At 63.8% G+C, this 23,820-nt stretch carries 21 protein-coding genes, 1 tRNA gene and 1 pseudogene; 6 read left to right on the top strand and 17 right to left on the bottom strand.

Annotated features, from left to right (window positions below; all coding sequences use genetic code 11):
- Genes DW943_RS00365 through cobM form a run of 9 tightly spaced genes read right to left on the bottom strand, consistent with a single transcriptional unit; the run spans nt 1 to nt 9,056 of the window.
- Nucleotides 1–549, bottom strand: a complete 549-nt coding sequence (locus tag DW943_RS00365) for a bifunctional adenosylcobinamide kinase/adenosylcobinamide-phosphate guanylyltransferase (RefSeq protein WP_117861964.1) — start codon at nt 547–549, stop codon at nt 1–3.
- Complete coding sequence (locus DW943_RS00360; protein WP_117861855.1) at nt 546–1,688, bottom strand: nicotinate-nucleotide--dimethylbenzimidazole phosphoribosyltransferase; 1,143 nt, start codon at nt 1,686–1,688, stop codon at nt 546–548. The genes DW943_RS00365 and DW943_RS00360 overlap by 4 nt, the downstream gene beginning before the upstream one ends.
- Nucleotides 1,681–3,063 carry a cobyrinate a,c-diamide synthase gene (locus DW943_RS00355; protein WP_233543534.1) on the bottom strand — a complete coding sequence of 461 codons (1,383 nt, stop codon included), beginning with the start codon at nt 3,061–3,063 and terminating at the stop codon, nt 1,681–1,683. Before DW943_RS00355 ends, DW943_RS00360 begins: the two co-directional genes overlap by 8 nt.
- Nucleotides 3,060–4,532 carry a precorrin-6y C5,15-methyltransferase (decarboxylating) subunit CbiE gene (gene cbiE / locus DW943_RS00350; protein WP_117861854.1) on the bottom strand — a complete coding sequence of 491 codons (1,473 nt, stop codon included), beginning with the start codon at nt 4,530–4,532 and terminating at the stop codon, nt 3,060–3,062. Before cbiE ends, DW943_RS00355 begins: the two co-directional genes overlap by 4 nt.
- Nucleotides 4,520–5,263, bottom strand: a complete 744-nt coding sequence (gene cobJ / locus DW943_RS00345) for a precorrin-3B C(17)-methyltransferase (RefSeq protein WP_042435525.1) — start codon at nt 5,261–5,263, stop codon at nt 4,520–4,522. Before cobJ ends, cbiE begins: the two co-directional genes overlap by 13 nt.
- Nucleotides 5,263–6,354: a cobalt-precorrin 5A hydrolase gene (locus tag DW943_RS00340; protein WP_233543532.1), complete on the bottom strand. Its 1,092-nt coding sequence runs from the start codon at nt 6,352–6,354 to the stop codon at nt 5,263–5,265. The genes cobJ and DW943_RS00340 overlap by 1 nt, the downstream gene beginning before the upstream one ends.
- 42 nt (nt 6,355–6,396) lie before the next feature.
- Nucleotides 6,397–7,086, bottom strand: a complete 690-nt coding sequence (cobI, locus tag DW943_RS00335; protein ID WP_117861852.1) for a precorrin-2 C(20)-methyltransferase — start codon at nt 7,084–7,086, stop codon at nt 6,397–6,399.
- Nucleotides 7,079–8,263, bottom strand: coding sequence for a cobalt-precorrin-5B (C(1))-methyltransferase CbiD (cbiD, locus tag DW943_RS00330; protein WP_255415003.1), 1,185 nt, complete (start codon nt 8,261–8,263; stop codon nt 7,079–7,081). The genes cobI and cbiD overlap by 8 nt, the downstream gene beginning before the upstream one ends.
- 1 nt (nt 8,264) lies before the next feature.
- A complete protein-coding gene (cobM, locus tag DW943_RS00325) occupies nt 8,265–9,056 on the bottom strand; it encodes a precorrin-4 C(11)-methyltransferase (protein ID WP_117757226.1) in 792 nt (263 codons plus the stop codon).
- 458 nt (nt 9,057–9,514) lie between these two features.
- On the opposite strand from cobM, the gene DW943_RS00320 reads away from it, so the two are divergent.
- From DW943_RS00320 to DW943_RS10620, 6 genes and pseudogenes are all read left to right on the top strand, one after another.
- Nucleotides 9,515–10,441 (top strand): sirohydrochlorin cobaltochelatase, encoded by a 927-nt coding sequence (locus tag DW943_RS00320; RefSeq protein WP_117583469.1) that lies wholly within the window; start codon nt 9,515–9,517, stop codon nt 10,439–10,441.
- Between the two features lie 146 nt (nt 10,442–10,587).
- The gene (locus DW943_RS00315; protein ID WP_117716075.1) at nt 10,588–11,121 is read left to right on the top strand and encodes a hypothetical protein; all 534 of its coding nucleotides are present in this window, start codon (nt 10,588–10,590) and stop codon (nt 11,119–11,121) included.
- 4 nt (nt 11,122–11,125) lie between these two features.
- Nucleotides 11,126–12,697 carry an ABC transporter substrate-binding protein gene (locus tag DW943_RS00310; RefSeq protein WP_147348612.1) on the top strand — a complete coding sequence of 524 codons (1,572 nt, stop codon included), beginning with the start codon at nt 11,126–11,128 and terminating at the stop codon, nt 12,695–12,697.
- 22 nt (nt 12,698–12,719) lie between these two features.
- Entirely contained in the window at nt 12,720–13,742 is a 1,023-nt protein-coding gene (locus DW943_RS00305; protein WP_117757228.1) for an iron ABC transporter permease, read from the top strand.
- The gene (locus DW943_RS00300; RefSeq protein ID WP_117861850.1) at nt 13,743–15,011 is read left to right on the top strand and encodes an ABC transporter ATP-binding protein; all 1,269 of its coding nucleotides are present in this window, start codon (nt 13,743–13,745) and stop codon (nt 15,009–15,011) included. It abuts the gene before it with no gap.
- Between the two features lie 77 nt (nt 15,012–15,088).
- Nucleotides 15,089–15,313, top strand: a pseudogene (locus DW943_RS10620) (DDE-type integrase/transposase/recombinase); the annotation flags it as partial.
- A 3-nt stretch (nt 15,314–15,316) separates the two neighbouring features.
- Here DW943_RS10620 and DW943_RS00290 read toward each other — a convergent pair.
- The 8 genes from DW943_RS00290 to DW943_RS00255 all read right to left on the bottom strand — a co-directional run bounded on the left by DW943_RS00290 (nt 15,317) and on the right by DW943_RS00255 (nt 23,496).
- Nucleotides 15,317–15,928 carry a TetR/AcrR family transcriptional regulator gene (locus DW943_RS00290; RefSeq protein WP_158551920.1) on the bottom strand — a complete coding sequence of 204 codons (612 nt, stop codon included), beginning with the start codon at nt 15,926–15,928 and terminating at the stop codon, nt 15,317–15,319.
- Between the two features lie 116 nt (nt 15,929–16,044).
- Nucleotides 16,045–17,352, bottom strand: a complete 1,308-nt coding sequence (locus DW943_RS00285) for a lysylphosphatidylglycerol synthase transmembrane domain-containing protein (protein ID WP_117757230.1) — start codon at nt 17,350–17,352, stop codon at nt 16,045–16,047.
- A 150-nt stretch (nt 17,353–17,502) separates the two neighbouring features.
- A tRNA-Glu gene (locus tag DW943_RS00280) sits at nt 17,503–17,579 on the bottom strand.
- Between the two features lie 128 nt (nt 17,580–17,707).
- Complete coding sequence (locus DW943_RS00275) at nt 17,708–19,102, bottom strand: CCA tRNA nucleotidyltransferase (protein ID WP_117635163.1); 1,395 nt, start codon at nt 19,100–19,102, stop codon at nt 17,708–17,710.
- Between the two features lie 164 nt (nt 19,103–19,266).
- On the bottom strand, nt 19,267–20,199 hold the full coding sequence (locus DW943_RS00270; RefSeq protein WP_117861848.1) for a 1-phosphofructokinase family hexose kinase: 933 nt from the start codon (nt 20,197–20,199) through the stop codon (nt 19,267–19,269).
- Nucleotides 20,200–20,388: 189 nt separating this feature from the next.
- Entirely contained in the window at nt 20,389–21,321 is a 933-nt protein-coding gene (locus tag DW943_RS00265; RefSeq protein ID WP_055250439.1) for a 1-phosphofructokinase family hexose kinase, read from the bottom strand.
- A 74-nt stretch (nt 21,322–21,395) separates the two neighbouring features.
- Entirely contained in the window at nt 21,396–23,099 is a 1,704-nt protein-coding gene (gene ptsP / locus DW943_RS00260) for a phosphoenolpyruvate--protein phosphotransferase (RefSeq protein ID WP_055250441.1), read from the bottom strand.
- Nucleotides 23,100–23,232: 133 nt separating this feature from the next.
- Nucleotides 23,233–23,496: an HPr family phosphocarrier protein gene (locus tag DW943_RS00255; RefSeq protein WP_022094575.1), complete on the bottom strand. Its 264-nt coding sequence runs from the start codon at nt 23,494–23,496 to the stop codon at nt 23,233–23,235.
- Nucleotides 23,497–23,820: the final 324 nt, after the last annotated feature.

The following is a 23,820-nucleotide window of genomic DNA, read 5'->3' as shown; positions in this document are numbered from 1 at the left end:
TCACCTTGTAGGTCCTTCGCCTTTCATCCACACGGGAATCCCGCATACCACTTCGACTGCGCGGTCGGCCAGCGCCGCCACGCCCGCGTTCACGCGCGCGAGCGCGCGCCTCCATGCCTCGGTCCCCTCATCGTAGCGCATCCCATCGGCGAACACGTCGACGGTGACCACCACCGTATACGCAGCGGCCTGAGCGAGCCGTTCGATGCCTCCGAGCACCTCGCGCCCCGCAGCGTCGGGGTCACGTGGGGACAAGCCGCCTTCCGCGAAAAGCTCGTTCGCAACCAGGTTGCCCACGTCCTCCAAAAGAAGGGTGCAGCCGCGCGGAAGCCCGGGCACTGCGGCGCCCACGTCACGCGTGCGCTCGAGGGTGGAAAACCCCTTGCCCTCGCGCAGCGCCCGATGGCGCGCGATGCGGCGGGCGCCCTCTTCCCCGAAGGGCTCCATCGTTGCCAGGTACACGCGGGGGCCGTCGTGCCCGAGGCACAGGGACTCGGCGTAGGCGCTCTTGCCGCTCGCGGCGGCGCCGATGACGAGCGTCACCGTCATTTCCCGGCCTCGAAATGCTCGTAAGCAGCCATGCCAGTCGCCGTGAACGTCTTCCCATCCCGGTACACGCGCAGCGCCGAATCCAGAAGGGGCAGATACGCCATGGCGCCCGCGCCCTCGCCCAAGTGCATGCCTGCGTCAAGGGGTGCCTTTATGCCAAGCTCGCGAAGGAGCTCCTGGCTTGCGGGTTCGCTTGATGCGTGGGTGCCCACGAGGTAGCCCAAGGCGTTGGGGCACAGGCGCGCCGCGCACAGGGCCGCCGTGCAGGATATGACCCCGTCGAGGAGCGCCGGCGCCTTCGAGGCCGCGGCCCCCAGGTAGAAGCCGCACATCGCCGCGATGTCGAAGCCGCCCACCTTCGAGAGCACGTCGATCGGGTCGGCGGGATCGGGCGAGTTCGCGTCGATAGCGCGCTCGACCACTTCGCGCTTGCGCGCGAGCGAGGCGTCCGAGAGCCCCGCGCCGCGCCCGACGAGGCTCCGCGCGTCCGCCCGGATGAGCACTGCGGCCACCGCCGCCGAGGTGGTCGTGTTGCCGATGCCCATCTCGCCCGCGGCGAGAAGGCGCACGCCGGCGCGGGCAAGCCCGCACGCGACGGCGATTCCGACCTCGATCGCGCGCACGGCCCCATCTCGAGACATAGCGGAGCCGTGCGCGATGTTGCCACTCCCCCGCCGCACGTTCGCGCGCACCATGCGCGCGTCTTCTATGCCCCGGGCCATACCCACGTCGACGGGCACGACCTCGGCACCCGCGAACGCCGCCATGCGGCAGGCGCTCGTGGCCCCCTCGCACATGTTGCGCGCGACGGCTCGCGTCACGTCTTGCCCGCTTTGCGACACGCCTTCGGCAACGACCCCGTTGTCGGAGAAGAATACCGCGAGCGCACGGGGAAACTCGGCCACCTCGGCGCTCCCCTGAGCTGCGGCGATACACGCGACGGCGTCTTCAAAGTCGCCCAATCCCCCCAAGGGGTGCGCGATGGAGTCCCACGCGGCGTACGCGGCGGCGCGGGCGCACTCGTCTGCGGGCTCGATCCGGGAGAGCGTGGCTTCGAGCACGGCGCCCGGCAGCGACGAGAACGCGCGCTCGACTTCCTCGCGGATGCAGGCAAGCGCGGTTTCGGTTGCTTCAGCCATGCCGTCTCCTCTCTGCAAACGACGCTGCGGCAGACGCGAACGCGCGCGCAACGTCGGGGTTCGCAGGATAGTACACATGCGGGAAGCCCGCAACCAGGGACGGGGTGGTCGACATGCACGGCCAGCCCTTGTCGCGCCGGGGCTTCTGCGCCCAGAAGTCGCCGCCCGGGCAGGTGGACTGCCAGTAGTGGAACTCGTGCGCGCGGATGCGTGTGCCGCGCAGCCCGTAGAGCCCGTCGCGTTGGGAAGTGAGCTCCACGTACCCGAAATGGGACAGCCTTCCCCCATTCTCGCTTGCGCCCTCAAGGGCGCCCGCAACAGGCCAGCGCCGCCCCTCGCTATCGGCGATTTCGCGCTGCAGGTACAGAAACCCACCGCATTCGGCGACCGTCGGCATGCCGGATTCCACCGCGCGCCGCACCGCCTCGCGCATCGGCGCGTTCTCGGAGAGCTGCCGCGCATGGAGCTCCGGGTAGCCGCCCCCCAGATAGAGGGCGCTTGTCCCCCGGGGCAACTCGCTATCACACAGGGGGCTGAAAAAGGCCAGCTCGCAACCCAGGTCCTCGAGCGCGCGCAGGTTCTCCTCGTAGTAGAACGAGAACGCCTCGTCACGCGCGACGGCGACGATGGGCCGCGTTCCCGCGATCGGCTCCAACCGGTAAGGTTCCTCGCGGACATCGGGTGCCGTCGCCGCTATTTCGAGCAAGCGGTCGACGTCGACGCTCTTTTCCACCAGCTCGGCCATCTTGTCGATGCGCGCGGAGAGCTGCTCGACCTCGTCGGCGGTCACAAGCCCCAGATGCCGGCTTTCGAGCGAGAACGCCTCGTCGGCGGGGATATTCCCCAAAACCGCGACGCCCGTGCGCTTCTCGATCGCAGGCGCCGCGTAGGCGCAGGCAGCGGCGCTCGTCTTGTTCAGCACGACGCCGCGCACGTTCGCACAAGGCAGGAACTCGGCGATGCCGCGGATTACGGCGGCGAGCGATAAAGACGCCCCGCGCCCGTTCACCACTAAAACGACCGGCGTTTCCGTGTCGCGCGCAACCTGATAGCTGCTCGCGTCGGCCACGCCGGGCGCCATGCCGTCGTAGAAGCCCATGACCCCCTCGAGCACCGCGACATCCGCGCCCGCGGCGCCGCGTGCGAGCAGGGCGCGCAGCGTCGGGGCGTCAGTGAAGAAGCCGTCTAAGTTGCCCGAGCACGCACCCACGACGCGGCGATGAAAGAGCGGGTCAATGTAGTCAGGGCCGCATTTGAAGGCCGCGCATGCAAGGCCGCGGCGCGCGAGCGCGCGCAGGAGCGCGCACGTGACGACCGTCTTGCCGCTCCCGCTCGAGGGCGCAGCGACCATGAAGCGCGGGATGGACGTGCTCACCGGGCACCGCCTTCCCCACCTGCGGCGTTGCAGTTAGCAAGCGAGACCACCTCAACGGATGGGTTCCACTCGACAGAGGGGTCCTCCCCGAAAGGCGACTCAGCAAGCGCGCCGACTTCGGCAAGCTCCTCGGCATCCGCGCTCGCACCGCGCGCGCTGACGAGGAACACGGGGTTTTGCGCCTTCATAAGATGGTGCGAGCCTACAGCCTCAGCGCGGGCGGCCGACACCTGGCACGCCTCGAACCCCTTAAAGCGCGAACCCGAGAGGAGCGCGCACGCCTCGGTGAGCGTCTCAACGGTGACGCATGGCACGCACAGGCGAACCTGCGAGTTCTTCTCGAGCGCCGCCTCCACGATGGAGGGAAGCTCGCCCGCGCTCCCGCCGACGAACACGGCGTCGGGGACAGGCAGTTTCGCGAGCGCTTCGGGGGCGACACCGGGAACCGCATGCACGTTGCCGCACCCGAATGCATCCGCGTTCTCTCGGATGAGCCGCACGCCGGCCGCGTTGCGCTCGACCGCCCATACCGACCCCGCTCGCGCGACGAGCGCCACCTCGATCGACACGCTCCCCGTGCCGGCGCCGACATCCCACACGGTGTCGGTCGCGGTGAGGCGCAGCTTCGCGAGCGCGACGGCGCGCACCTCCTGCTTGGTCATGGGAACGTCGCCGCGGATGAAGAGCTCGTCGGGAATGCCCGAGGAAGCGTACGGCCAGCGGGAGCTCGCGGCGCGGCATGCGCCCGCAGAGTCCGCCGCGAAAGAAGCAGCCGCGGGCGCAGACGCGCCGGCCGGCGCCTCGGAGGCTGCGCTAGAGCCCGCAGGCGACCCGGCGCAGCCTGCGAACTCGATAAGCATCACGTTCAAGTCGTCGAACGTCTGACCTGCGATTTCACTTGCGGTCGCGCAGGTGATGCGCTCGTCGGGGTACGACAGGCGCTCGGCCACCGTCACGCGCGCGTCCCCGAAGCCCGCCTGCACAAGCTCGCCCGAAAGCCGCGAGGGGTCTTCCCCGCCCGACGTGGCGAGGAAGAGCTCACCTGCGCGCTCGGCCTCGGCCACGATGTCGCACGCCACGCCGTGAGCGCTCGCGAAGCGCCAATCCTGCCATGGACGCGCGAGGCGCGCGGCGAGATACGACGCCGAGCTTATGCCGGGAATGACGCGCACGTCCACCTGCGCGTCGCCGGAGAGCGCCTCCACCAGGCGGCGCGCGCCGCTGAACAGCCCCACATCGCCCGTCATCACGACCACGGCGCGCTGCCACGACGCAGCATCGGTGAGCGCGGCGACGATGTCCGCCGTCTTCACGAGCTCGCATCTCACCACGTCGGGCGGCACGTCGATGCTGACAAGCGCGCGATGAGCGCCGATGACCACGTCGGCGATATCGATCGCGTCGAGCGCCGCGCGCGAGAGCAAGTCGGGGTTTCCGGGCCCCGCCCCGATGATCGTTACCTTTCGCATGGAATCTCCCGATACCCGCGCGGCGTGACCATACGGCCGCCTACGCGCTTCGTGTCCGCGTTGCCGACGAACACGGTGGTGAACATGTCGGCGTCGAACTCCCCCAGCTCGGAGAGCCTGCACATGCCCGACTGCTGCCCCTCGCGCCCGATGTTGCGTACCCAGCCGCAGAGCGTGTCGGGGGCCTTCCATTCGAGCATAATCTTCGCCGCGCGCGAGAGCCTGTCGGCGCGCTTTCTGCTGCGCGGGTTGTACAAACAGATGCAGAAGTCGGCGCTCGCCACGGCGGCGAGCCTGCGCTCGATGACCTCCCACGGCGTGAGCAGGTCGGAGAGCGACACGACCGCGAAGTCGTGGGCAAGCGGGGCGCCGAGCACCGCCGACCCGCTCTGAGCCGCGGTGGCCCCGGCGATAACTTCCACGTCTACATCGGGGTAGTCCTCCGCAAGCTCCAGCACGGGGCTCGCCATGCCGTACACGCCCGCGTCACCGCTGCACACGAGCGCCACGGCTTCTCCGCTCTGCGCGCGCGAAAGCGCCAGGCGGCACCGTTCGACCTCGTGCATCATCGGCGTCGCGAGATGCGCCGCGTCGGGCACGGCGGCGAGCGCGAGCTCCACGTATTTCGTGTACCCCACAACGATGTCGGCCGCCTCGAGCGCGCGCCGAGCCGCAATCGTCATGCCGTCGGGGCCGCCCGGGCCGATCCCCACCACGAAGAGCTTTCCCATCACCGCTCCTTAAACGAAAGTTCGATAGTTACCTTGGAAAACGCGACGGTCACGCCGCCGTGAGCGAGCTTCGGGAAGATAAGTTTGCCCCCGCCCGCGAGCGCCGCGCGCTCGCACACATTGTCGACCCCCACCGTCGCGCGCACGAAATCAGATGGCGAAACGCTGCCTTCGACCTGCGACAACTCCTCTGCGGAATACGTCGCAAGCGGGATATTGCGCGCGCGGCAGAAGGCGAGCAGACCCTCCTCGCGCGCCTTCACGTCGATCGTCGCCGCCTCGCGCACGGCCGAGGGCGAGATGCCCGCCTGCCCGCACGCGAGAAGAAACGCCTCCCCGATCGCTTCGGCGCACGCACCGCGACGGCACCCTATGCCCGCAACGATGCAGGGCAAGACAAGGTGAAGCGGCTCGGGCGCAGGCGCCTGCGCCCGCACGCCCGCCGGCTTCCCCGTCTCACCGACGGGCACGACCTCGTTCGTTGTCTCCGCCGCGCGAACGGACGCACCCGCATTCGCGCCAGCGAACGGCGACACGACGATATCGGCCCGAGCGCGGTCGGACGCAATGTCAACCCCCTCAGGCGGCTGTCCCGAAATCGGCATGTCGGAATAGAGCGCCACGCGCCCGCCCGAAAGCAGCCGCGCCGACACTCGTTTGATAGCCTCGGGATTCGAAACGGCGAGCCCCGCACAGCGCGCCCACGTATCCACCGCCCACACGCCGCGGACGTCGGTCGCCGTGGTGATGACGGGGATGGCCCCTGCCGCGCGTGCCACAGTTTGCGCAAGCTCGTTCGCACCGCCCAAATGCCCCGACAAAAGCGGGACGGCAAAGCGCCCCGCCTCGTCGATCGCCACAACCGCGGAATCGCTTGCCTTCGAGGCGACATGCGGCGCGATCGCCCGCACGGCGATGCCCGCCGCGCCCACGAACAGGAGCGCGTCCGACGCTTCCCACGCGAGCGCCGTCCATGCGCGCAGGTCGGCCTTCCCCTCGCCGAACCCGCGCGAAACGGAAACGTCCCAGCCAGGGTCATCTTCACCTGTCTGCGCGCAATCGGAAAGCGCGCGTGCGGTGCGCTCCGCCAACGCATATCCCCTCTCAGTGAACGCTATGCAGGAAACCCTCATCTAGCGCACCACCATCGTCGAGAAGTAGCTGCCCCGATCGGGCACATCGTCGACCGAGCGGTACACGCGCTCGCCCGGAAGCCCACAGTCCTCTACGAGCTCGGCACCGTCGAAGGCGCCCTCCTCGCGAAGGATGCGCTTCGTGTCCGCAAGCGAGCGGCGCGCCTTCATGACCACCTTCGTCCCCGGCCAGCTGATTGCGCGGCGCACGTCGTCGTAGCCGCCGGGCACGATGTGCAGAGGCGACGACATCTCGGGCGTGAGGTCGCGCTCGAGCGCCGCGGCGACCGCGCAGAAGCTCGGCACGCCGGGAATGGCGCGCGCCTCGAACCCGCGGGCGCGCACGTCGGGCGCTATGCGCTGGAAGGTGGCGTAGATGCTCGGGTCCCCCAGGTTCAGCAGCGCGACGTCGCGGACCGCATCCAGGTGCGCGACAAGCTCGCGAACAAGCGAGGCATGCTCGGCCGCGCGGCGCTCGACGTCGCGCGTCATCGAGAATCGCACGGGGATCACCGTCTTGCCTGTAAGGTCGACGGCGCCGCGCACGATGTCGAGCGCGACCATGGCCCCGTCCGCCGTCTGCGGTGCGGCGATGACCGGACACGATTCGATTGTGCGGACGGCCTTGATCGTGAGCAGCTCGGGGTCGCCAGGCCCCGTACCCACGCCGTACAGCACGCCTTTACTCATACGTCGCCCCCAATTCCCCGATAACTGCATCGGCGCCCGACGTGCGGAAAAGCTCGCGGCGCTCGGCGTCGAACACGACCGCGGCGATGTCGCATCCGCCCGCCGCGCGGCGGCGCAACCTGTCCTCGATTGCCACAGCGAGCGAGGCGCGCGCAGCGTCCCCCACGCCGGCGGCCTCGATTACCTCGAGCGCCGCCGTGGTCGTGACCGACGACATGATCTCGCGCACGGTCTTCGCGCCCGCGCCGACCAAGGCCGCGTGGGCGGCCAGAATCTCCGCGCGGCAGTCGGCGGTACGCGAATGGGTGTCCATGATGCCGCCCGCAACCTTCACCAGCTTGCCGATGTGTCCCACAAGAAGGACATTGGTAAATCCCTCGCGAACGCAGCAATCAATCGCATCGCCCACGAAGTTGGAGATGAAGACCACCGGCGCACCGTTTAGGTGGAAATGCCCCGAGATGAACTGCCCGCCGTAGTTGCCGGGCGTGAGCACGACTCCGCGCCGCCCCATAGCCGCATGCTGCCGGATCTCGAGCTCGATGCTGTCGCGCAAGGCAGCAAGGCTGCGCGGCTCGACGATGCCCGTCGTGCCCAGGATGGAAATGCCGTCCTCTATCCCCAGGTGCGGGTTGAAGGTCTTTTCGGCAAGGGCAACACCCTCGGGTACCGAAATCGTCACAGCAATATTTCCAGAAAAGCCGTGCGCGGCACACACCTCGCGCACCGCCGAAGTGATCATCGCGCGCGGCGTCGCGTTGATGGCGGCCGCCCCCACCGGCTGCTCGAGCCCGGGCAACGTCACGCGCCCCACGCCCACGCCGCCATCGACGGAAACTTCCGATTCGCGCGCGGGCACGCCCTTGCTGCCCGCAGCGCCCGTGCCCGACCCCGCATGTTCCACGCGCGCGTACACGAGCACGCCGTCGGTCACATCTGCATCGTCGCCTGCGTCCTTTCGCACGGCGCACTGGGCGCACCCCTCGCCGATACATGTGTCGACCACGTCCGTCTCGACTGGCAGCCCGCCGGGGGTGACGATCGACACGCGGCCGACGGGCTTTCGTGACAAAAGCATCTCGCAGGCCGCCTTCGCCGCAAGCGCGGCGCAACTCCCCGTGGTGTAGCCGCAGCGCAGGCGGGTCGTCCCGGTATATATGTAGTGCTCGAAGGCCACGCTAGCTGCTCGCCTTCCGATACCCCGTGGCAAACGAAGGGTCGTAAAGCTTGCTGCGCTCGTACGACTCCGCTTGCGCGCCGTTGTGCGCAAGCCCACCGCGAACTCCGAGCACGCGGCCCACCACCACGAGCGCCGTGCGGTCGATGCCCTCTCGCGCGCCCGCATCAGCGAGCGTGCCCACTGTGCATCGCACCACGCGCTCCTCAGGCCAGGTCGCCTTGTACACGAGCGCCGCCGGCTCGTCGGAGCTGCGGCCCGCGGCCAAAAGCTCGGCGGAAAGCTCGGCGAGCATACCCGAGCTCAGGAAGATGACCATAGTCGAGCCGCTTTCCGCCATGGTGCGCATGCCCTCGCCCGCGGGCATGGGGGTGCGCCCGGAAAGCCGCGTGATCACGACCGACTGGCTGATTCCCGGCAGCGTGTATTCCTGGCGAAGCGCCGCCGCGGCACCGCAAAAGCTCGACACGCCGGGCACCACCTCGTAGACCACGCCGCGCGCGTCGAGCGCGTCCATCTGCTCCTGGATGGCGCCGTACAGGCACGGGTCGCCCGTGTGCAGGCGCACCACTTCCTCGCCCCGCGCATCCGCCGTGCACATCACGTCGAGCACTTCCTCCAAGGTCATGTGCGCGCTGTCGTAGACGACGCAGGATTCCTTGCACTCGGCGAGCAGCTCGGGGTTCACAAGGCTCCCCGCCCAAACGACCACGTCGGCCGCGCGTAGAAGACGCGCCCCGCGCAGCGTGATAAGGTCGGCGGCGCCCGAACCTGCGCCAACGATATGAATCATCCGAGCCTTCCCTTCCCGTTTCTCATCGCAACCGTTTACGCCGCCATTCGCGCAGCGGGCAAAACACGGCGCCTGCGGCAGCAATCGGCGCAAATACGCAGGCAGGAGGCGCAATGCCGCCCGCGCTGGCTTTGACACGTTCACAAGTGCCCACTATCATAGTAAAAGTTTCGGCAACGAGCATATGACAATCGGATAAAAGGAAATGACCGGCGCGGCGCCTGCACAGCCCGCGCTGGCTTGCGGAGGGAACCAGGTGGGAATCCTGGGCAAGGGACATTACTGTATAGGACGCGCGGGCGAACCGCCTCGCGCCCCAAGCCAGACTGCTTCGCCTTTTCCTCACGGCATCGCCGTGGCGTTAGCTCCTTGTGAACCCCGAGGGGTGCGCTTTTCTTTCGCTTGTGCCGACAAGCAACTGTCGCCGGGGGACCGGCAAACCGAGGAAAGGAAAAACCATGTCCGACCAGATGTCACGCCGCGGCTTCATGGGCGCCGCAGCAACCGGAGCCGTCGCGCTCGCCGGAGTCGCGCTCGCGGGCTGCTCCAACACCTCCGCGAGTTCCGAGAAATCTAGTGAAAAGGAGAAGGCCGCGAAGCCGGTCATTCTCGTCACGAGCTTCGGCACGAGCTACAACGACTCGCGCCACATCACCATCGGCGCCATCGAAGACGCTATCCGCGAGAAGTACTGGCAGGACTACGACATCCGCCGCGCCTTCACCGCGCAGATCATCATCGACAAGCTGAAGAAGCGCGACGGCATCACGATCGACAACATGACCGAGGCGCTTGACCGCTGCGTGGAAGACGGCGTGAAGGAAATCGTCGTGCAGCCGACGCATCTCATGGCTGGCCTGGAATACGCCGACGTGAAAGACGAGCTCGACAAGTACGCCGACAAGTTCGACAAGATCTCGCTCGGCGACCCGCTGCTCACCTCCGACGACGACTACAAAAAGGTGGCCGCAGCCATTAAGGAGAACATGGCGTCCTTCGACGACGGCGAGACGGCGCTGTGCCTCATGGGCCACGGCACCGAAGCCGATTCCAACGCCGACTATGCCAAGATGCAGGAAGTGTTCAAGAACGAGGGTTTGACGCAGTTCTTCGTCGGCACCGTCGAGGCTGAACCGACCTGCGAGGATGTTATCGCCGCCGCGAGCGCCGCAGGCTACAAGAAGGCCGTGCTCGCGCCGTTCATGGTGGTCGCGGGCGACCACGCGAACAACGACATGGCAGACGAGACCGACCCCGACAGCTGGGCTGCGAAGTTCGTGGCCGCCGGCTTCGAAGTGACGTGCCTGCTCCAGGGTCTGGGACAGAACGTCGCGGTCGACGACATCTACGTCTCGCACGTGGACGACGCCATCGCCAAGCTGTAAACTCGCCGCGCACGGGGGCGCCGGTCGCGTCCCCGTGCAACGGGCATGCGCCTTTCCCCGACTGACGACGCATGCCCGTTGCATTCGCATCCCGACCGCCCACCGCACGGCACGGGCGGTCGAAGCGATTGAAAGGAACCCCCTCCATGTTGAAGAAAACCCTCGTCTTCGCCCTGTCGGCGGCGCTTTGCGCATTCTCGCTCGCCGGCTGCGCCGGAAATTCAATCGACAGCGCAAAGGCAAGCGATGCCGATTCCCAGGAAAAGACCGAACAGGCGGCCGATGCGCCCGCGGGCGCAAGCGCTGCCCCCATCACCGCCGACAAGGTGGCCGACGGCACCTATCCAATCACCGTAGATTCCAGCTCGAACATGTTCAGGATCGTGGACGCCCAGCTCATCGTGGAAAACGGCTCCATGCACTGCGTGATGACGCTTTCCGGCACGGGCTACGGCAAGCTCTTCATGGGCACGGGCGACGAGGCTGCCGCCGCGAGCGAGGCCGACTTCATCCCCTATGTGGAAAACGCGGAAGGCAAGTACACCTACGACGTGCCCGTTGATGCGCTCGACGAGGACACCGCCTGTGCCGCGTGGAGTATTAGAAAAGAGCAGTGGTACGACCGCACACTTGTGTTCGAATCCGCCGGCGTCGATCTGCGCGCCGACGCACTGAAGTAACGCCATGCGGTCGATTCTTCCCAAGGGGGAAAACAGGAAGCTCCACAGCATCGCGGCGCGCGCGATCGCCTGCGTTCTCGTCGCCCTGCTCGCGCTTCCCTTCGCGGGGTGCAGTGCGAGCCCGAACGCGACCGGTGGCACGGCGGGCTCTCAGGAATACACGGTGAGCGTCTCGCTTTCCGGCGGGTCAGGGCGCGCAAGCATCGCCTCACCCACCACAATTGTGAAGGATGGCGACACCTACACCGCGACCATCACCTGGTCGAGTTCGAACTACGACAAGATGACCGTCGACGGCGTGGACTACGCGCCCGTAAACGACGGCGGCAACTCCACGTTCGAGATACCCGTCACGCTCGACGAGGACATCGCCGTGTCGGCCGAGACCGTCGCCATGTCGACGCCGCACACCATCGACTACACGCTCCACTTCGACTCATCCACCATGAAGGAGAAATCGGGCGACGATGCAAGCGGCGGCTCCCCTGCGGGAACGGCTTCAAGCGCCGCGGCCGACTTCCACAACGCCGATTTGGGCTGCGGCTGGGAGCCGACGGGAGCGCTTCAGCTTGAATACGCCGAGCACTTCACTGTCGACGAGTTCGAAGGCGGCCTGCGGCTTATCTGCGTTTCGAACGGGGAGCGCTTCCTCGTGGTGCCGCAAGATGCGAAGGTACCTGATGGGTTAAGCTCCGACATCGCGGTCATAAGGCGCCCCGCCGACAAGGTGTACCTCGTGTCGTCGGCGACGATGTGCCTGGTCGACGCGCTCGATGCGAACGACAATATCTTAATGTCGGGCACGAAAGCCGACGATTGCTCGGTCGCGGGCTTCAAAAGCGCGCTCGGAAGTGGGGCGATCGCCTACGGCGGCAAGTACAGCGCGCCCGACTACGAGCGAATATCGGCCTCGGGCTGCACGCTCGCCATCGAGAACACCATGATCAACCACACGCCCGATGTGAAGGAAAAGCTGCAGAAGCTCGGGCTCGTCGTGCTCACCGAACAGTCGTCGAGCGAGCCCAAAGCACTCGGGCGCGTCGAGTGGATTAAGCTTTTCGGCGTCCTGTTCGACAAGGAAGACGAGGCCACGCACCTGTTCAACGAGCAGAAGGCCCGCGTCGAGCAAACGTCGGGGCTCGCGTCGTCAGGTAAAACCGTGGCGTATTTCTACATTAACTCGAACGGGGCCGCCGTCACGCGGCGGGCGGGCGACTACGTGGCGCAGATGATCGAGCTTGCAGGCGGCAGCTACGCGCTCGATGACGCGCAGACGGCGTCGACGTCAGGTTCGTCAGTAACGCTCGAAATGGAGCGCTTCTACGCGACAGCGAAGGATGCCGACATCATCGTCTACAACGGCACCATCGACGAATCGGTTGCCACCTTGAACGACTTCGTAGGCAAAAACGCGCTATTGTCGCAGTTCAAAGCCGTGAGGAACGGCAACGTCTGGGTCACAAGCGCCGACATGTACCAGCAGATGACTTCTACCGCCGACATTATCGACGAGCTGCACGGGGCGTTCAGCGGCGATGACACGAGCGACTTCCATTATCTGAGGAAGCTCGGCTAGCACCATGAGAAGCCGACTTTCCATGGCATACGACGAATCGGGGCGCGCCGCGCGGTGTCGCGTCGTGACGGCGCTGCTCGCTGTTGCCCTCATCGTGCTCATCGGGACCAACCTGTGCATCGGGAGCGTGCTCGTGCCCGCAGACCACATCCCCGGCATCCTTTCGGGCGGCGCGGCCAATTCCATGGAAAGCCAGGTCATCTGGGAGATTCGACTGCCGCGCGTACTTTCAGCCGTGCTTCTCGGCGGGGCACTTTCGCTCTCCGGGTTCCTGCTGCAGACGTTTTTCAACAACCCCATCGCCGACCCGTTCATCTTGGGCGTCTCCTCGGGCGCAAAGTTCGTCGTCGCGCTTACGATGATCGTACTTCTGGGCGCAAACCAGGCCATGTCCTCGCCGGCCATGGTGGCCGCAGCGTTTCTGGGCTCGCTTATCACCATCGGTTTCGTGCTCCTCATTGCACGGCGCATAAGTTCCATGGCCATGCTCATCGTGGCGGGCGTCATGGTGGGATACATCTGCTCGGCGGCGACGAACTTCCTCATCGCCTTCGCCGACGACCAGTCCATCGTGAACCTGCACAACTGGTCTTTGGGTAGCTTCTCGGGTTCGAGCTGGGACGACGTCGCGGTCATCACGGTCGTGGTGATCACCGTAAGCGCATGCGTATTCGCGATATCGAAGCCCCTTTCCGCCTTCCAGCTGGGAGAAGCCTACGCGAAAAGCGTCGGCGTGAACGTCGCACGCTTCCGCGTGGCGCTCGTCCTTCTAGCGAGCATGCTCTCCGCCTGCGTGACCGCGTTCGCTGGTCCGGTGTCGTTCGTAGGCATTGCGGTTCCGCATCTCGTGAAGTCGGTGCTAAAGTCGTCGAAGCCCATCCGCGTGATTCCTGCGTGCTTCTTGGGAGGCGCCATCTTCTGCGCGGGCTGCGATTTGATCGCGCGCACACTGTTCTCTCCCGTCGAGCTTTCCATCAGCGCCGTCACCGCCATCTTCGGCGCTCCGGTGGTTATCGCGCTCATGTTGAAGAAGCGGGTGAGGTAGATGGGGGAATTCGTGCCGCGGCCCAAAACGCTCGGAGGGGACATTCCGTGCTTAGACAGTCCTGAGCTCGCACGAAAGCGCCAGAAGGCACTTTCGGCTCGTGCGGAACTCCGCGCGGAACGCCTCCTCCGAGCGGAGCCGAACCTCGAAACTACGGTCGAAACGCAGGCTGACGGAGCGCCGCTTTTCCACATAAGCGACCTGTCGGCGGGCTACGACAAGAAGGTCGTAGTCGAAGGCGTCGATCTGGAGGTTCGCGCGGGCGACGTCGTGGCGCTCATCGGGCCGAACGGCTCGGGCAAGTCGACCATCTTGAAAACCATCACATGCCATCTGGCACCGCTTGCCGGCGCGGTCGAGCTCGACGGGCGGAAGATTTCCCGATGGAAGACGGCGGAGTTCGCAAGGAACCTTGCCGTTATGCTGACAGATCGCCCCCGGACCGAGCTCCTCACCTGCCGCGATATCGTAGAGGCGGGAAGGCATCCCTACACCGGGCGAATGGGCACACTCTCGCCCGACGACAATAGTCGGGTCGACGAGGCCATGAAAACCGCACATGTGGAAGAGCTCGCCGAGCGCGACTTCATGCAGATAAGCGACGGGCAACGCCAGCGCGTCATGCTCGCACGCGCCATCGCGCAGGATCCGCGTGTGCTCGTGCTCGACGAGCCCACGTCGTATCTCGATATCCGCTACCAGATCGACCTGCTGCGAATACTTCGCCACCTTGCGAAATCGCGGAATGTGGCTGTCATCATGTCCATCCACGAACTCGAGCTCGCGCAGAAAAGCGCCGACAAGGTGATTTGCGTGAAGGACGGCCGGGTCTTCCGCGCCGGCGCACCCGAGGACATATTCACGCGCGAGACGATTGGCGAGCTCTACGGCCTTCAGCATGGCACCTTCAACGAGCGCTTCGGCAGCGTGGAAATTGGGCGCCCGCACGGCGATGCGCACACGTTCGTCATCGCCGGCGCAGGTACGGGGTCGGCTGTGTTTCGCCAGCTCGTCCGGCAGGGCAAGGCGTTCTACGCGGGCGTTCTGCACGAAGGGGACATCGACTGCGAGCTCGCGCGCGACCTGGCAGCGGAATGCGTGGCCGAGCGCGCCTTCGAGCCGATCGGGGATAAAACCATAGCCCGCGCCAAAGAGCTCCTCGTCCACTGCGCGCGCCTTATTGTGTGCCCCGCCGCCTTCGGCACCATAAACGCCCGCAACGCAGAGCTCGTCGAGTTCGCACGCTCGCATGGTATCGAGGTCATGTGAGCGTGCGAAGGCGCATCGGTGGATTCCCAATTGGAGTGGGAAGGATAAACTGGACTTTCTTTTAAGGATCCTCAGGCTACAGCTCCTACGCCGGCGAGGTCTACAAGGCGCCGGAGAACCTCGTAAACAGGAATTTCCACGCCGACGAGCCCAACCTGCTGTGGCTCACCGACATCACCGAGTTCAGGCTCCCGGGCGGCGAGAAGGTCTACCTGAGCCCGGTCATCGACTGCTTCGGCGGGATGCTCGTCGCCTGGTCGATCGGGCTGCACCCCGACAAGCGCCTCGTGAACTCAAGCCTGCGCCTAATCCAAGCGAGATTCCAGACTCGACAGGCCATTGAGAGTCAGGTCGTTGGCGACCTCAGAGACGCGCTCAATAGGAACCGAGCCGTCAGACAGCGCCCACGTGCGATAGATACCGATAATGCCTGACAGCAAAAACGCCAGATAGTAGTCGAACATCTCATCCTTAAGGCCTTGGGGCAGCAGATTGCGCTCGGCAATCTCGTGCTCGAGAGGTGCACGAAGACGAGCCATAAAATCATCGAGCGGAATGTTCTCGATCAGCTGACGATTGAGCACCAGGTTGTTGCATAACGCCTCGTTAACGGTTTTAAAGAAGGTCGCCGCCGCTCCCAGGGCGCGCTCGTTGGTGTCACCGTCCATTGAAGCAAGCGTTTTCTCGACCGAGTCGACAATCATCTCCACCACATCGACGGCAATGGCATCGAGCAGGCCGTCGACCGTACCAAAGTGAACGTAAAAGGTCTTGCGGTCGACATTGGCCTCGCGCGCGATGGCACTCACCGTAATGTCTGCCAGCGGCTTTTCCATGAGCAGGCGCTCGAAAGCGGAAAGGATGGCATTGCGGCTGCGAACGATGCGGCGATCAATACGAGGTTTGCTGGTGGCCATGGGCGTGTCCCTTCGATATGCGGGCATTCATCAACAGATGAGAGATAATCTACGTAAGAGGATTATCCCCCATCCGGCACAAAAAAGCCCGGCAATATGAAGAACGCACGACTGCCCTACTGCGACTTAGGGTGCTTCTTCTTATTGAGTGCCGACGGAGATACGCGAATACCGTCGCCTGTCTGGCGCACATAGGCTTTATGAGCCGGCTTAGCGGTCCCAGAAGCCTTCTGAGCGTGCTTCTTGGGATCAACGGTAACAGCATTCGTGGGGTGCGGCTTAGTGGGCGCAGAGGGCGTCTGAGGCGTGCGGCCGAGTTTGCGCATCACGCGATCCCAGCGCGCATGGATGCTCTCGTTGTGGGCGCTCTTAAGGCCCAACAGGGGCGCAGCCAAAATGGTCGGCGCAATAAACGTAATGAGGCGCCACAGCAGATAGCCGGCGGTCGAAGCCGACCCAAAGAAATGACCCAAGAACAATGCAAAGCCGCCCTCAGCGCCACCAGTTCCACCGGGCAAGGGGACCGCAGAGCTCAACAGCTGGACAAAGGCGCTCGCGGCCATGACCGAGAAAAAGTCGACCTCGTGGTGGCCAAAGGCAAGCATCAGGAAATACGGCACGAGGTAGAAAAACGCGAGCTGCATCATGGTGATGACCACCGTGAGCAGCATGGACGAAAAGTGGCCGGCTGAAAGCTTGAACTTCTCGGAGAAAGAGTAGATTTCGCCGTCGACAAACGTACGCCAGCCCTCAATCTTGGTGGCCGAGACGCCCATTCGCTCGAGCCAATTGATAATGCAGTGCGCGACGCGCGTGACGGTCTTAGGCATGAGCGCGACGGCAAAGATGCCAAGCAGAATGCAGCAGTGACCGCCAAAGCTAAAGACGCACAGCAGCGTCATGTCGCCATAGCGCTCGGCGAAAAACGGCATTCGGGCAAGCAGCAGAATGGCGCCCCAGGCAACGAGGCCAAACTGATACACGATAAAGCGCGTGAACTGCGTGGCACCGGCCTCGCCGACATTTTGGCCTGCCTTGGTCAGGCGGTAAATCTGGGCGGGCGTAGAGCCCATCATCATGGGCGTCAGGTTGCCAAAGAAGATACCGCTCGCCTCGACCGAGATCAGGTCGCGAATGCCGACGGGCGAATAAGGGTCGAGCCAAACGGCGATCGCATAGGCCACAATGCCAAAGAACAGATACATGAACATGCAAAGACACGCGATAACGAGCCATGGCGCCTGGACGCTCGACATAGCGGCCCAGAACTGCCCCATCTGCCCGGTTACCACCAGATAGACGATATAACCCACCAGCACGACGCCGATAAAGATGGCGCCGCGGCGTGCGCTCTTATTGTCATCTCCGCCCGAGGCCTCAACCTCGACCTGGGGCTTAGACGTATGCTGAGAGGACTCCGTCATGAGACTCCTTCTAACAGTCAAAATATCTTGGTTATTGTACCCGTAAGGGCCATAGGCAGAACGCAAAGCTCTGGTTCAAACGGGAATTGCAGACGGTTGTTTGAAAATAAAAAACCCGGCCTTCCATGGGAAGACCGGGTATCAGATGCGTGGTAGCCCGTACCAGATTCGAACTGGTGATCTCCGCCTTGAGAGGGCGGCGTCCTAAACCGCTAGACGAACGGGCCACATGACATCTGCACTGCCGTGCTGCGAGGACATATATTACGGGACAAAAAACATCAGCGCAAGAAGAAATTCCAAATTGCCGAAAAAATTGTCGGCAGGTTATGGAACGCGCAGGTAAACTGGGTAGCTAATTCAAGTTGAGATGGACCAAAAGAGCTTCGCGCTCGTTGGAAATGTTGTCTTCGATCACGGCGTCGAGGGCGGAGTTGAGTAGCTGGCCTAGCTCGGGCCCCGGCTTCACACCGGCGCGGATCAGGTCGCCGCCGTTAATGGCGAGCATCTTGAGCGTATAGGGCTCCCCCGCCTTCAGCAGCTCGTGCGCCATCGCGCGCATCTCCTCAATCGTCTCGACGTAATAGAAGCACGACGGGGCCTTACCAAGTGTGTCAGCACGCTTAAGATCCATGAGCTCGTCCATCAGACGCGGCGTGTCGACGCCCTCGCCCGAAAGCGCGCGCATCATATTGAGCAGGCAGGAGCGCTCGGGGCGCAGCGGCTTGTCATGGTATTTGATGAGCAGGCACACATCGCGCACCAAATCGTGCGAGAGCGCCAGGCGATCCATAATGACGCGCGCCTTCTTGGCGCCGAGCTCGGGATGACCGTAGAAGTGGCCGCTGCCGGCGTGATCGACCGTAAAGCAATCGGGCTTGGAGACGTCATGCAAAAACGCTGCCCACATTAAGCTCGGCGAAGGCGCCACGCCATCGCACAGCGCCAGCTCCCCTGCCACCGTCAGCACGCGGGCGATATGTTCGTAGACGTTAAACGCATGATAGACACTGCGCTGGTCAAACCCACGAGCCGGCGCAAGCTCGGGCACGGCGGCGCAGATGAGCTCGGGGTAGCGCAGCATCGCGTCTCCCCCGTGGCCGGTCGATAGAATGCCCTCGAGCTCAATACCCACGCGCTCGCGCGCCACGGCATCGAGCAGCGGCGCGCACTCGGCAAGGGCACACTTGGTCTCGGGCTCAATCACAAAGTCCAGGCGGCAGGCAAAACGCACCGCACGCAACATGCGCAGGGCATCCTCGTTAAAGCGGCGCTTGGGATCTCCGACGGCACGAATCAGCTTGCGGTCTAGGTCGCCCTGGCCATCGTAGCGGTCGACAAGGCCGCGCTCGGGATGCCACGCCATGGCATTGACGGTAAAGTCGCGGCGCGCCAGATCGTCCTCAAGCGAAGCGGCGCGCTCCACACTCTGAGGATGACGACCGTCGGTATAGAAGCCGTCCAGGCGATAGGTGGTGACCTCAATGCGCTCGCCATCGCAAATAGCCGTAATGCCGCCAAATTTAATGCCCGACTCAACTACCGCAATGCCGGCGGCCTCGAGTGCCGCCTTGGACTCCAGCCACAGGCCGCTGCAGCACATGTCGACATCGTGGCTGGGGCATCCCATCAGCGCATCACGTACCCAACCACCCACGTACCAAGCCTCAAGACCTGCTGCCTCAAGCGCACGCAGGACACGGATAGAGGCATCGGTCGGCTGCGTACCGTTGAGCGAAACATTGCACATGCCTATGGCCTCCTGCGACTATCAAATTGGCTATCGATTGCGTCTGCAAGAAGTCTAGCAAGAAACAGCCTCCACTGCACACGCAAGTCCGATAAACAAAAACGCATCCGTCCTGGTCTAAGACGGATGCGAAATAATTGAACTATTCAGGCAAGGTGCCGGAACTAGCAAACCTGACGGATTGCAATACCCTTCTGATACTCATCGACCTTGGCGAAGTCGCCCAGACCGGGGCACTCGACCACGTTAGCGCCGGTGGCCATCGAGAGACGCAGGGCGTCCTCGACGCGCTCCGGGGCGTCGTGCCACACGGACAGGAAGGCGGCCAGCGAAGAATCGCCGGCGCACACCGTCGACAGCAGCTTAACCTCAAAAGTACGGTTGGCAAACCAGATGTGCTCGCCGTTGGAGAAGTACGCGCCGTCGCCGCCGAGCGTCAGCAGTACATTCTTAGCGCCCTTGGCGTGCAGCTCGGCCATGGCGCCCTTGACGGACTCGTCGTCGCCACCGCTCACCTTAATGCCAAAGATGTCGAGCAGCTCGTCGTCGTTGGGCTTAATGAGCAACGGCTCCATAGCAATGAGGTCGGCCAGCTGATGGCTCGAGATATCGAGCACGAACTCGGCGCCCTTCGCCTTCACGCGACGCAGGACCTCTGCCAGGAAGCCCTCGGAGGTGTTGGGGGGCAGCGAGCCGCTGATAACCAGGCAGGTCATGTCATCGAGCGAATCGATAAGCTCAAACATCTCCTGCTCGTTGGCAGCGTTGATGGCGGCACCGGCATTGACCATGTTGTACTCGGTGTCGGGACCGGCGTTGAGGAACACGTTGACACGCGTGATGCCGTCAGTCCACACGGGCTTGACGGGCACGCCCAGGGCCTCGGCGCCCTTAACGATATACTCACCCGAGAAGCCGGCGAAGAAGCCCAGGATCGTGGTGTCGACGCCGTAGTGGTCGAGCGTAAACGAAACGTTGAGACCCTTGCCGTTGGGGGTGTAGACAGCGTTACGGGTGCGGGTAACGGTGTTGGCGGTCAGGCCATCGCAGGAGATGTTGTAGTCAATAGCGGGATTTGCAGTAAGCGTGTAAATCATGAATGTTCCTTTCACGAAGTAACGTGTTAATGAAAGTATATTCCACGCTTCGGCAAAAGGCTACAACAACTCGGTGAACGGTGTGGAAGCGATGAAGTACGGCAGGACACCTCTCCACCATGGCGGAACAAAAAAGGCGCCCCGGCCGAAACCGGAGCGCCGCATGCGCACGAATATGTCGCGTTTCGCTTACTTGCGATCGAGCTTGCGGACAGCAACGCGCTTGCTGTACTCGTCGACGTGACCAAAGTCGCCGATGCCGACGGACTCAGCAACGTTGGCGCCGGTGGCCATAGCGAGCTTCATGGCCTCCTCGACGTTGTCGCGATCCCTGTACCACTTGTGCAGGAACGCAGCGAGGGTGCAGTCGCCGGCGCAGACGGAAGAGACAAGCTTGATGTTGAACTCACGCTTGGCATACCAGATGTCCTCGCCGTTGGAGAAGTAAGCGTCACCGCGGCTACCACGGGTGAGCAGCACGTTCTGGACGCCGGCCTCGTGAGCCAGCTTCATGGCAACGCGGACCTCGTCGTCGGTGTCGACCGGCACGCCGAAGATAGCCTTCATCTCGTGATGGTTCGGCTTAATGAGCAGCGGCTTCTTGTGAGCGAGCTCCTTGAGCTTGTCGGAGGACAGGTCCAGGACGACGTCGGCGCCACGGGCCTGAGCGTGCTCCATGACCTGAGCCAGGAAGTCGGGCGTAGCTTTGGGAGGCACGGAGCCGGAGACGATCAGGCACTCAAGGTCGCCCGCGGTGTCCAGGATGTTGTAGAGCTCCTCCTGGTGCTGCGGCGTGATCGGAGCACCAGGGTTCAGGATGCCGTACTCGTGCTGGCCATCGTTGACGTAGGTGTTGATGCGCGTGATACCGTCGGTCCAGACCGGGCGGCAGAGGCAACCCAGGTTCATGACCTCCTCGACGATGAACTTGCCCGTGAAGCCGGCGAAGAAACCGAGCGCGACGGTGTCGACGCCCATCTTCTTAAAGGCGAAGGACACGTCGAGGCCCTTGCCGTTAGCCGTGTAGCTGGCCGAGCCGGTGCGGACGTTCTCGTCGGGCTCGAGCGGAGAGCTCGAAACCGTCATGTCGACAGCCGGGTTAGCGGTTAGCGTGTAGAACATTTACAGTACCCCCTGTATATGTGAGGGCCGCGTGGCCGGCCCATTCCAACCACGCGGTTACCTCTGATACCAAATTAGCGAGCTGCGGACTCGAGCAGTGCCTTGACCTCGGCAGCGGTGTTGCAGGCGAGCGCCTTCTCGGCGAGCTCGTCGCACTCGGCCTTGGTCCACTGGCTGATGGTCTTGCGGGCGCGCAGGATGGACGGAGCGCTCATCGAGAACTCCTCCAGGCCCCAGCTGATCAGCAGCGGCTCGAGCAACGGATCGGCAGCGGCCTCGCCGCACATACCGACCATGATGCCGGCCTTCACGCCGCTCTCGATGATGTTCTTGAGCGAGCGGAGCACGGCGGGATAGTAAACCTGGTACAGGTTGGAGATGGTGTCGTTGCCACGGTCGGCGCACATGGTGTAGCCGATCAGGTCGTTGGTGCCGATGGAGAAGAAGTCGGCGACCTCGGCCAGGCGGTCAGCGAGCAGCGAGGCTGCAGGCGTCTCGACCATGATGCCGACCTCGATGTTCTCGTTGAACTTGCGACCCTCTTCGGTCAGCTCGGTCTTGCACTGCTCGACGAGCTCCTTGACAGCCAAGACTTCCTCGACGCAGGTGACGAGCGGGATCATAATCTTGACGTCACCGAAGGCGCTGGCGCGCAGCAGGGCGCGGAGCTGGACCTTGTACTGGTCGGGGTTGGCCAGGCAGTAACGCACGGCGCGGAAGCCCATGAAGGGGTTCTCTTCCTTGACCATGTGCAGGTACGGAATCTCCTTGTCGCCACCCACATCGAGCGTGCGGATGATGACCGGAGCGCCCTTGAGCGCGCTGGCGACCTTACGGTAGGCGTTGAACTGCTCCTCCTCGGAAGGAAGCTCAGCAGAGTCCATGAACAGGAACTCGGAACGGAACAGGCCGATAGCCTCGGCATCGTGATCGAGCGCGTTGGGCACGTCATCGGGGTTGCCGATGTTGCAGGCAATGATCTTCTTGATGCCGTCGGCAGTCACGGACGGCTTGCCGCGGAAGGCCTCGAGAGCCGCCTTCTCGGCAGCGAAAGCCTCGGCCTTGGCAGTGTAAGCGGCGAGCGTCTCCTCATCGGGATCGGCCTCGACGATACCCTTGCCACCGTCGACGACAACGGTCATGCCGTTGCGCAGTGCGGTGCAGCTGTTGGAAACCGAAAGGACAGCCGGGATCTCGAGGGCGCGCGCAATGATTGCAGAGTGCGACGTGCGGCCACCGGTCTCGGTGACGATACCGGCAACGTGGGCCTTATCGATCGTGGCGGTCATGGACGGCGTGAGGTCGTGCACGACAACGACGGTGTTCTCGGGCAGGACGGAAAGGTCGACGACCTCCTTGCCCAGCAGCTCGGCCAGAATACCGGTGCGGATGTCGGCGATGTCGGCCGCGCGCAGACGGAACATCTCATCGTCCATGGACAGGAACATGTTCTCGAACATGGTCGAGGTGTCCATGAGCGCCTGCTCGGCGCAGGTGCCGCCGTCAATGGCGGCGTTGATGGCGTCGGTCATGCCCGGATCCTGAGCCAGGACAATGTGTCCGCTCATGATCTCGGCCTCGGCCTCGCCCACCGTCTCCTTCATGTGGTCGGCCTGAGCCTGGGTCTTCTCGCAGAAGACCGAAAGAGCGGTCTGATAGCGCTCCTTCTCTGCTGCCGAATCAGCAACCTCGTGCGGCTCAAACGTCAAGTCGGGATCGACGGCGACCATGACGGTGCCGATACCGATGCCCTCGGAAGCGTTGACTCCCTGATACATTCCCATTCCTCTCTCCGTGTCATGTGATAAAGCGTTTTGCCATATCCATGACAAAAGAGCGCAGCTACCTTAAGACAGGTCACTGCGCCCCCAAATATGAACTTAGTTGTTCAACATGCGACCCGTTTGAGTTCTACTCGCCAAGACCGCTCTTGATGAGCTCGATGGCAGCAGCCAGAGCCTCGGCCTCGTCGGCGCCGTCGCACTTGACCTCGACCTCGGTGCCGCAGGGGATACCAGCAGCCATGAGGGCCATCGGGGACTTGCCGTTGACCTCCTTCTCGGGGGTGACGACCGTCACGTCACAGGCGTACTTGCCCATGGTGGAGGCGAACAGACCAGCCGGACGCATGTGCAGACCCTGAGGATTAACGAGGGTAGCCTTCTCAGAAACCATAGTTGACTCCTTTTTTGTGTTTAACCCCTGTCATGCATGTGGCAGGAGTCAGATTCACGACGTTGTTTATATTAACTCACATCAAACTGTTTTTCATTGTGTTTCGCACGAATTGTTGGACAGTTGTCTGTCCTGTCCGCTCGCCTGCCGGGCGGGGCGGTTAAGTTTGCTGCTCTACAGTCCTGCGCAAGACGGAAAGCACATTAAGTGCTTTCCTTTGCGTGCGGAACTCGCGACAAACTTAACCGCCCCGTCCGGCAGGCGAGTTGCGGAAACTCGGATGGTCCAGAGCAATATCGTGCGAAAGGAATTCTGGCTGAATTA

Source organism: Collinsella sp. AM44-11 (assembly GCF_003467145.1).
GTDB lineage: Bacteria > Actinomycetota > Coriobacteriia > Coriobacteriales > Coriobacteriaceae > Collinsella.
Note: the sequence above shows the minus strand (reverse complement) of the source record. Positions and strands in the feature narration are given on the sequence as shown.